At 33.8% G+C, this 9,445-nt stretch carries 4 protein-coding genes and 1 pseudogene; all 5 read right to left on the bottom strand.

The genetic code is table 11. From position 1 onward, the window contains the following. Positions 1–269 precede the first annotated feature (269 nt). Complete coding sequence (locus AFK68_RS23410; RefSeq protein WP_371357520.1) at positions 270–1,478, bottom strand: glycosyltransferase family 4 protein; 1,209 nt, start codon at positions 1,476–1,478, stop codon at positions 270–272. A gap of 1,322 nt (positions 1,479–2,800) precedes the next feature. Next, positions 2,801–4,094 (bottom strand): annotated as a pseudogene (locus AFK68_RS42390) (glycosyltransferase); the annotation flags it as partial. Position 4,095: 1 nt separating this feature from the next. Continuing rightward, the coding region (locus AFK68_RS42385; RefSeq protein ID WP_246844374.1) for a glycosyltransferase at positions 4,096–4,575 on the bottom strand (480 nt) is incomplete at its 3' end. A gap of 1,296 nt (positions 4,576–5,871) precedes the next feature. Beyond that, the coding region (locus tag AFK68_RS42380) for a sulfotransferase (RefSeq protein WP_246844372.1) at positions 5,872–7,596 on the bottom strand (1,725 nt) is incomplete at its 3' end. A gap of 129 nt (positions 7,597–7,725) precedes the next feature. Then, positions 7,726–9,445 (bottom strand): class I SAM-dependent methyltransferase (locus AFK68_RS23395; RefSeq protein WP_143438172.1); only part of this gene is annotated, 1,720 nt, incomplete at its 5' end.

Genomic DNA, 9,445 nt, shown 5'->3' with positions numbered 1-9,445 from the left:
GTGTATCCGTGGCATAATTACTGTGTACTTATTAGTCTTATCAAATGTTTAACTTTTTGACATAAGTTAAGAGTCAAAATTGAAATCAAGTTTGAAACTATTACTCAGAATTAAACCTACTAATCAATCCGTGTATCCGTGGGATAATCCGTGTGTGCCGTGGGATAATCCGTGTGTGCTTATTGTTCTTTTAAATGTTGAACTGCTTGACATAAATTAAGAGTTAAAATTAAAATTAAGTCAGAAATTATTAGTCAAAATTAAACCTACTAATTAATCCGTGTATCCGTGCCCAAATCCGTGTGTGCCGTGCCATCATCCTTTTGTGCCAATTTATCTAAAGAAAAGTATGCTTCTTGAAAAATTTGACCATAAGTTTCGGTCATTTCTGCAAAAGTATTTAACGACTCCAATACATATTTAGCATTATTCGCAAATCTCTGACGTAACTCTTCATCTATCAATAAAGACATCAAAACATTTGCTAATTCTTCTGGATTTTCTGGAGTATAGAACAAACCGTTAATATTTGGTTTTACTTGTTCAACTATGCCAAATACTGGGGTAGTAACTATTGGTAAATTATAAGCCATTGCTTCTAATATTACTCTGGGAAAACTCTCGATGCGGGAAGTACAAACAAATATATCTGCTGCTTGATAATATTTTGCTGTGTCAGGAGTTTCTCCTACTATTTCTACTTTTTGCTGAACTTCTTCTGGTAAATTTTTGACAAGTTCGTGTAACTTTAAGCTGTAAAGATTTGGGCGGTCGCCTACTATAAAACATTTTATTTTCTCTATTTCTTTTTCTGGGATAAATGATAAAGCTTTTACTAAGTCCTGTTGACCTTTCCTTTCACAAACAGTACCTAATAATAGAATAACTATTTCATCTTTTTTTACTTCTAAAGCTGACCTTGCTTCTTGTTTAGACCATTTACCACTAGCTTTTTTTAATAAGTCTAAATCTAATCCATTATGAACGACGGTAAAATTGTGATTACTATTTAAAGGGAGGTATTTATTTCGAGTAGCATCAGAAACAAAAATTATCCGATAAGGATAACGGAAACATTCTAATGCTCTGGTAGCTATCTCTGTTCCGAAACGATTAAAATATGTTTGCCAAGGTTGACTTTCATGTACATTCCAGACACTAGGAATGTTTAACATTTGAGCTACATCTACCATAAAAAAGTTTTCCAAAGTATTGATATACATCACATCAATATTTAGAGATTTTATTTCTTGAGCAAAGGTGCTTAAAGCTGCGTCATAAGGATCTCTTTGATAAATATGTTCTAGGGGATTATCTTTAACAATGACTTGAATATTTTGTTGTTGATAGATTTCTCTCAACTCCCCATCATTTACAGAAAATATTATTGGTTCGACAATTCCATCTTTAGCTAACTTTATGGCAATTTCTAATTGATGAAGTGGAGCGCCAGTTAGGTCTAAAGAATTACTACACATCAATAATTTAATTCTGTGATTAGTAGGGAACAGGGAACAGGGAACAGGGAACAGGGAGTCAATTACTTGAGTATTTATTTCTGATTCGTTCTGAGAATTACCAACTTTTGCCTGAGTGTTTATTTCTATGGTCTGAGTATTTAATTCTGAATCTTTCTCAGAATTATCAACTTTTGCATGAGTATCTATTTCTGATTCATTTAGAGAATTTGCCTCTAGGGTTTGAGGATTTAATTCTGAATCTTTCTCTGATTCTTGCTGAGAGTTATCGACTTTTGCTTGGGCATTTATTNTGCCTCTAGGGTTTGAGGATTTAATTCTGAATCTTTCTCTGATTCTTGCTGAGAGTTATCGACTTTTGCTTGGGCATTTATTTCTGATTCATTAGGAGAATTTTCCTCTAGGTTATGAGTATTTAATTCTGAATCTTTCTCTGATTCTTGCTGAAAGTTATCGACTTTTGCTTGGGCATTTATTTCTGATTCATTAGGAGAATTTTCCTCTAGGTTATAAGTATTTAATTTTGACTCTTGCTCAGAATTATCGACTTTTACCTGAGTATTTAATTCTATTTTTTTATGATAATTATTGACTTTTGCCTGAGAATTTTCCTCTAGGTTATGAGTATTTAATTTTGACTCTTGCTCAGAATTATCGACTTTTGCTTGAGTATCTATTTCTGATTCATTAGGAGAATTTGCCTCTAGGGTTTGAGGATTTAATTCTGAATCTTTCTCTGATTCTTGCTGAGAGTTATCGACTTTTGCTTGGGCATTTATTNTGCCTCTAGGGTTTGAGGATTTAATTCTGAATCTTTCTCTGATTCTTGCTGAGAGTTATCGACTTTTGCTTGGGCATTTATTTCTGATTTATTTAGAGAATTTGCCTCTACGGTTTGAGGATTTAATTCTGGTTCATTAGGAAAATTTACCTCTATAGTCTGACTATTTAATTCCGACTCTTTTTCAGAATTATCAACTTTTGCCTGACTATTTATTTTTACTCCTTTATCAGAAGCATCTAGCTTCCTCCTTCCAACTTCTTCCTTCCAACTTCCTCCTTCCAACTTCCTCTTTCCAACTGCAGAAAAACTTCTTCCTTCTTCCTTCTTACTTCTTCCTTCTTCCTTGATAAAATATCTCCTCGGTTGAATTTGAAACAACTCATTTTCTANAATTATCAACTTTTGCCTGACTATTTATTTTTACTCCTTTATCAGAAGCATCTAGCTTCCTCCTTCCAACTTCTTCCTTCCAACTTCCTCCTTCCAACTTCCTCTTTCCAACTGCAGAAAAACTTCTTCCTTCTTCCTTCTTACTTCTTCCTTCTTCCTTGATAAAATATCTCCTCGGTTGAATTTGAAACAACTCATTTTCTAGAGAAAAATGAGGACTATAAAATTCATCTATCATCCGAGAATATTTCCGACGATAATTTGCCTCTTCTTGAGGATTATCAGAATAACCACGACTCGTTCCTTCCTTATGAATTAACTCAGCATCCGGACAATAAACTGAACGGTAACCTAAAGAAAAACTCCGATTAAAAGACAGAAATAAAAGTCGATAACCATAGTCAGCATCATTATAAGCAACGGCAAAATTTTCCTCATCAAATCCACCATTATCTAAAAATAATTGCCGAGGAGTTAACATACAAGCTGCCGTTACTGCCGAATAATTTCTTGATACTGAAGCTTGAGAAAGATAACCTCTATTTTCACTATGTAATAATTTAAAAGCATGACCTGCTAAACCATGATGTAAACCATGAATTACTCCTGCGTGTTGAATTCTTTTATCGGGATAAATTAATTTAGCTCCGACTGCTCCGACTCCAGGAATTTTTGCATACCCCATCATTTGACTTAACCAGTTAGAAGAAATAACTTCCGTGTCATTATTTAGAAAGAGAATATATTCAGTTTTTGCCTTCTCAACAGCACGATTATTTATCGCAGCAAAATTGAACTTTCCGTCAGTATTAGCAATTGGCAAAACCGACACTTTTGCCTCACCCAAAAATAAATTTTTCAAACTTGCCAAATACTCTAAACTTTCAGAATCATCACTTTCATTATCAATCACAAAAACTTGATAATTCTGATAGGTTGTCTGGCGCAAAGACTCTATACAAGCTTTCAATAATTTAGCTTGATTTTTAGTTGGAATAATAATTGTCACCGAGTCACCTTCGTCGGGAAAAGTTGGTTTAAAAATTCCTAACTTTTCTCGTATTGCCCAATCTGGTTGAGCAACTTTTCCTGCTATACCTCGACGAATTAAACTTTCTTGAACAGCTTTTTCACCTGCTAGAAAACTTTTCGGTTTTTCTCCTCCAGAAATAGCAGTCGAACCAGGAGAAGTTCGCCAATGATATAACACTAAAGGTAGATGTCCAACGTGACGAGAAATTTCCGTTGCTCTTAAAGCAAAATCATAATCTTGAGAACCTTCAAAACCAATTCTTAAACCTCCAACTTTGTCAAAAATTTCCTTTCTAACTACACAGAGATGACCCATATACATATAGGAAAGTAACAACTCTGGAGAATAATCTGGTTTAAATTGAGGGTCGAATCTTTTGCCTTCCGTACTAATTTTATCGTCGTCCGAANACCTCCAACTTTGTCAAAAATTTCCTTTCTAACTACACAGAGATGACCCATATACATATAGGAAAGTAACAACTCTGGAGAATAATCTGGTTTAAATTGAGGGTCGAATCTTTTGCCTTCCGTACTAATTTTATCGTCGTCCGAATAAAGAAAATCTGTCTCTGGATTTTGACTTATATATAGAGCAACTTCTCCTAAAGCATCCGGAGTAAGTTCATCATCATTATCCAAAAAGAGAATAAAATCTCCCGTGGCAAGTTCCGCAGCAGAATTAGTCGCAGCACTAATATTTCCATTTTCCGAACGGAATATAAGTTTAATCCTAGAGTCGGTCTGAGCTATTTCTGTCAAAATTTCTCGAATGCCTCGATTACTACTACAGTCGTCGGCTATGCAAAACTCCCAATTTTGGTATACTTGGTTTTGTACACTGTCTATTCCCTTGCGTAAAAATTCTATGGGAGGGTCATAAACTGGCATAACCACAGAAATTTTCGGCAAAGGAGTCGGACAACTTTCCAAACGGGAAATTAAATATTGGCGGGAGCGATCGCCCCACTTATTTACTGCTAACCAAGCATCATAAACATCTATGGTTTCTGGGAGGACAAACCCAGGAGGTGGTAATAATTCTCCTTCTTGTTTTTGTTGCTGTCTATATATTGTTAATATTTGTCTGGCAATACTGGGTAATTCTGAGGGTAGAGGTAAGATGCGACCTAATCTTTGTTTCCTTTCAGCAGTCCGTTTCTGAATAGCTTTGGCAAATTTAGATAACTCTTGAAATTTATCCTGAGATTTTTCCCAAAAACTATAACGTTTTAGTTTTAAAATTTCTGGGCAAGGGAAACCTACTATTTCCCCACTTTCTAAATATGCTTCTAAACTAACTTCCCTTTTTCCCGACGGAACTTCCACGGTTACTTCAAATCCACTATGTTCACTTTCCGCCCAGTCTGGGAAAACTTCTCTCACATCTTTTCGACGCAAACCATAAGCGCAGTCTACAGAAATCTCCCCACATTTCAGAACTAATTTGTTAATTTTCTGTTGTGGATGGCAACACCAACCAGCAAATAAAATTATCCCCTCCCGTTGTTGCCAGTTTGTCGGAGCATCAAAATTTGCTTCGACAGTAGATACTGATATAGGATAACTTGCAAATTTCTGCCACTTACCTTTTTGATCCTCCGCTTCGAGAATTAATTGATAATTTCCTGGGGAAAGTTGTACAGATATTTGGAAACCAGAATTTTCTAAGGTCGAAATATCATTTGACTCATTACTTCCAACTTCATCAAAACTTCTGACTTCTGACTTCTGACTTTTAACTTCATATTGTTCTGCAACATCTGGTCGTGGAATGCCATAGTTACCAAGAAAAATTTCTTTTCCTACTCTGCCACGAATATTTTGGATATTGAAAGTTTCGTGGAAACACCAACCTACTATTTCTATTTGGGAGTTGGAAAATTTCCAATTAATAGGAGAGTCGATAGAAAAAATGAAGCGCGGTTGTAAATTTCTCAGTCTCTTTTTTAATTTCCCTTTCAAACTAAACCACTTTTCTCGGAGTTTCCAAAACTTAGAAGATTTCATGGCAGAAATTTCTGCTCTAAGTATTTCTGTTTCATAGTGTTGGGCGTTTAATTCAGTTTGAGTTTGTTCGAGAGTAGTTTGAGTTTCTCCTAATTCTGTTTCTAACAGTTGAATTTTGTTTTGAGATTCTGATAATTTTACCTGAGTAGCATCTAATAACCCTTGAGTTTTTCCTANTTCTAACAGTTGAATTTTGTTTTGAGATTCTGATAATTTTACCTGAGTAGCATCTAATAACCCTTGAGTTTTTCCTAATTCCGTTTCTAAAAGTTGAATTTTATTCTGAGACTCTTGTAATTTCAGGATATTACCATTAAGTTGTAGTTGAGTCTGACCTAACTCTGTTTCTAATATTCCGATTTTTTCTTGAGACTCTCCTAACTTAATTTTATTCCTCTCAAATTCAACTTTAGTTTGCCCAAAGTCTGTTTCTACTCCTAATAATTTTGTCTGATATTCAGTTAATTTAATCTGAGTACCTTCTAGTTGAACTTGAGTTTTTCCTAAGTCCGTTTCTAAACTCAATATTTTAGCTAAAGCTTCTTGAAACCTAGTTTTTGAGTTATCAAGTTGTGCCTGAGTTTGCCCGAAGTCTACTTCTAATCTAATAATTTTCTCTTGAGACTCTTGTAATTTTGTTTGATTATTTTCTAGTTGAGATTGAGTTTGCCCTAATTTTCTTTCTAACGTAACTACTTTAGTTTGAGATGCTTGTAAATTTTTTGCTTTACCGTCGAGTTGAACTTGGGTTTTTCCTAGTTCTGTTTCCAGTAATTCTAACTTTTTACTAGACTCTTGAAACTTGACCAAGCTACTATCAAGTTGTTGCTGGGTTTTACCTAATTCTGTTTCTAAATTCTCTACTTTCTGTTGTGCTTCTCGAAATATTTCTTGCCATCTTTCTACATCTGTTTCTAAACTATTAATTTGTTTTTCTAAACTTCGATTATTTAACCAATCTCGAAATTCCCATAATTCTGATTTACTTTCAACTTCTGACTCATCACTTCTAAATTCTTCATTTTTGACTTCCGAATTTTCACTTCCAACTTCTTCACTTTCAACTCCCGACTCATTACTTTTGACTTTTTCATCTTCAACTATCAACTCTTCACTTCTAACTTTAAAAAAGCTTCTGACTCCTTCACCTATACCAATTTTTTCTAATTGCTGATAAACCTCTAATGTTTCTGGAAAATATTTTTCTATGAGACTAGGTTTAGTCGTTTTACTAATATCATTTACTAATAAAGACTCGTCAAAATTTCCAGTAGGAGGCACTGCCAAATCTATTTCAAATTTTTCATTAACTTCCTGAATAAAGGTTTCAGGATTTTTGCCAATACTGTCAACTTTACCTATTAAACATTGTGCTGAAAACTGTTGATAAAAATCTAATATTCTCTGATTATAATCCAACCACATTCTCACAGCTAACTCTGGTTGCTCTAATAACTTTTCATCAGTACCTCGCCGATAAATAGAATCTACTACTTCCCAAGGAGAACGATAAACAAAAATAAACTTAGCATCAGGTAATAACTCTAACCAAAAGTTTAAAAATAATGTAGTCCTGGGGTCTTTCCATCCCCAGATTTTGTTCTTTTTATCATTATCTTCTTGACGATTTTTTATCAGTCTTTTTGCTGCTTTTAAATATTGCTTTTTAACTGGAATTTCTTTGATTTCTAAATTACTACCTAGGTCGTCTATATGTTGCGATCGCAATATTCCTTTATGGAGTTCTACAAATTCAAGATCTTCAAAATGTCCCCTAATATTTCCATATTCAGGTCCGACTAATTTTTCTCCAATATTTACTCCTACGCTTTGAAATAAGGAGGCGGTTAATGAGGTTCCCGAACGGTGCATCCCTGTAATAATAAAAACTTTTGGTTTCATGTAATTTTTCTCCTTAATGTTAATTAGCTATCAGCTTTTATCAGCTTTGGTTAAAATATCTTTTCTCTTCGGGAATGCTCGACAAAAGCTAACTTTAAAAAAAATTTTTGCTGACCTCTGAGTGTTTTTTCAAGCAAAATTTGCAAAATTCCAAGATACTAATACTTCCTGTTCTGGTGGTAAAGCAATTCTGTCAGTAATTAAAATTTTTAATCTGACAATTACTTCTCCTGAATATTCAGGAATTTCTATTTCTATCACTGCATAGTTAGTTTTGCCAAATATATTTTTATTGTTTAAGGGAAGATTTTGTTGTACGATAGTTTCTCCATTTTTGCTCTTAATAATTTCAATTTCACAGGCAATAGAATAAGTACCTATAGGTTCAATTTGTGGATAAACTCGAAATCGTTTTTGACCTTCTATTTGAAATTTCATCTCAGTCTGATGCTGATACCTATCAGAGAAAATATTCTCTGGTAAATTTCCAGTTTTTTCACGATCAGGCAAAGGTAATTTTTCTAGTTCTGTTATTACTTGCTTGTTGCTTTGAGCCTCAGACAATATTTTCTCCGACAAATTTTCACCTTCTTTCTTATCAGATATAGGAATTTTTTCTACTTCTATCTTTTTTCCTATTATTTCTTCTTTGACATTTCCAACATCTTCATTCTTGCCAAAATTCTTAACTTCTAACTTCTGACTTCCGACTTCTGAGTTGATATTTCTCTGAGTCTCAGACAATATTTTCTCTGATAAATTGTCAGTTTCTTCATTATCAGATACAAGTAGTTCCTCAACTTCTGTTGTTAGTAGATTCTTTATTTGACTATCAGACAAATTTTCACTTTCTCCATTATCAGATATAAGTATTTTTTCTACTTCTATCTTTTTTCCTATTATTTCTTCTTTTACATTTCCAACTTCTTCTTTTTTGCCAAAATTCTTAACTTCTAACTTCTTACTTCTGACTTTTGAGTTGATATTTCCTATCATTTCTTCCTTGACATTTGCAACTTCCTCCTTCTTGCCAAAATTCTTAACTTTTGAATTTTGACTTTTGAATTTTGACTTTATACTGAGAGGTTGAGCAACTAAACTTCCAGAAATTGGCTTTTGTAAAATATATAAGTCTTGCCCATTTGCCAAATTACTTTGAGGAAATCTTTTAATGTGTTTAAACATAGAAAATATTTCCTGATAAGCTGCAGGTGTATGAACTGCTGCAATAGTATGTTGACCTTGACCGTCTGTTTCTCCTTCATGGTCAAGATATAAAAATAATCCCTCTTCACCAATACTATACATTTCTGCTTGATGAGCATTTCCACTACGAAAAATATCATAAATTATCGGGAAAAATTGAGGTCCGTGAAGAGTCATAAATAATATTCCACCAGGGCGCAAAACTCGATAAATATCCCACGCCCAAAGATGTTGTAAATCTAAACTTAGATGAGTAAATACTGATATAGCATTAATTAAGTCAAACTGATTATTTTCAAAAGGTAATGGTGGTTGAATATCGTTATGTTTGACCGTGGCAAACTTAATATTTTCTTGACACCATTCAGCACATTCGGCAAAAACGTCGCAACCAAATAATTTTTGATTTGGCAAAAGTTCAGGTTCAAACGCCATTAAATAACGTCCTACCCCACAGCCAAAATCTAATATATTCTCGAATTGATTAAAATTAAATCCTGCGGTTTGAAGATAATTTTTTACTGTATATTTAAGGTCATCAAATGAACTAATAAAAGCTTTTGCACTAGGGTTGCCACTTATTCTTAGTAACAGATGACTTGGTGGTAGTAATGCAATGTTATTAACAGGAGAAATATTAACT

The sequence above is a fragment of the Hydrocoleum sp. CS-953 genome, assembly GCF_002260545.1.
In the GTDB taxonomy this organism is placed as follows: Bacteria; Cyanobacteriota; Cyanobacteriia; order Cyanobacteriales; family Microcoleaceae; genus Trichodesmium.
Note: the sequence above shows the minus strand (reverse complement) of the source record. Positions and strands in the feature narration are given on the sequence as shown.

What these genes read in the sequence shown, in the direction of transcription:
- AFK68_RS23410 (WP_371357520.1), bottom strand. Translation starts at nt 1,478, where the DNA reads ATGTGTAGTAATTCTTTAGACCTAACTGGCGCTCCACTTCATCAATTA.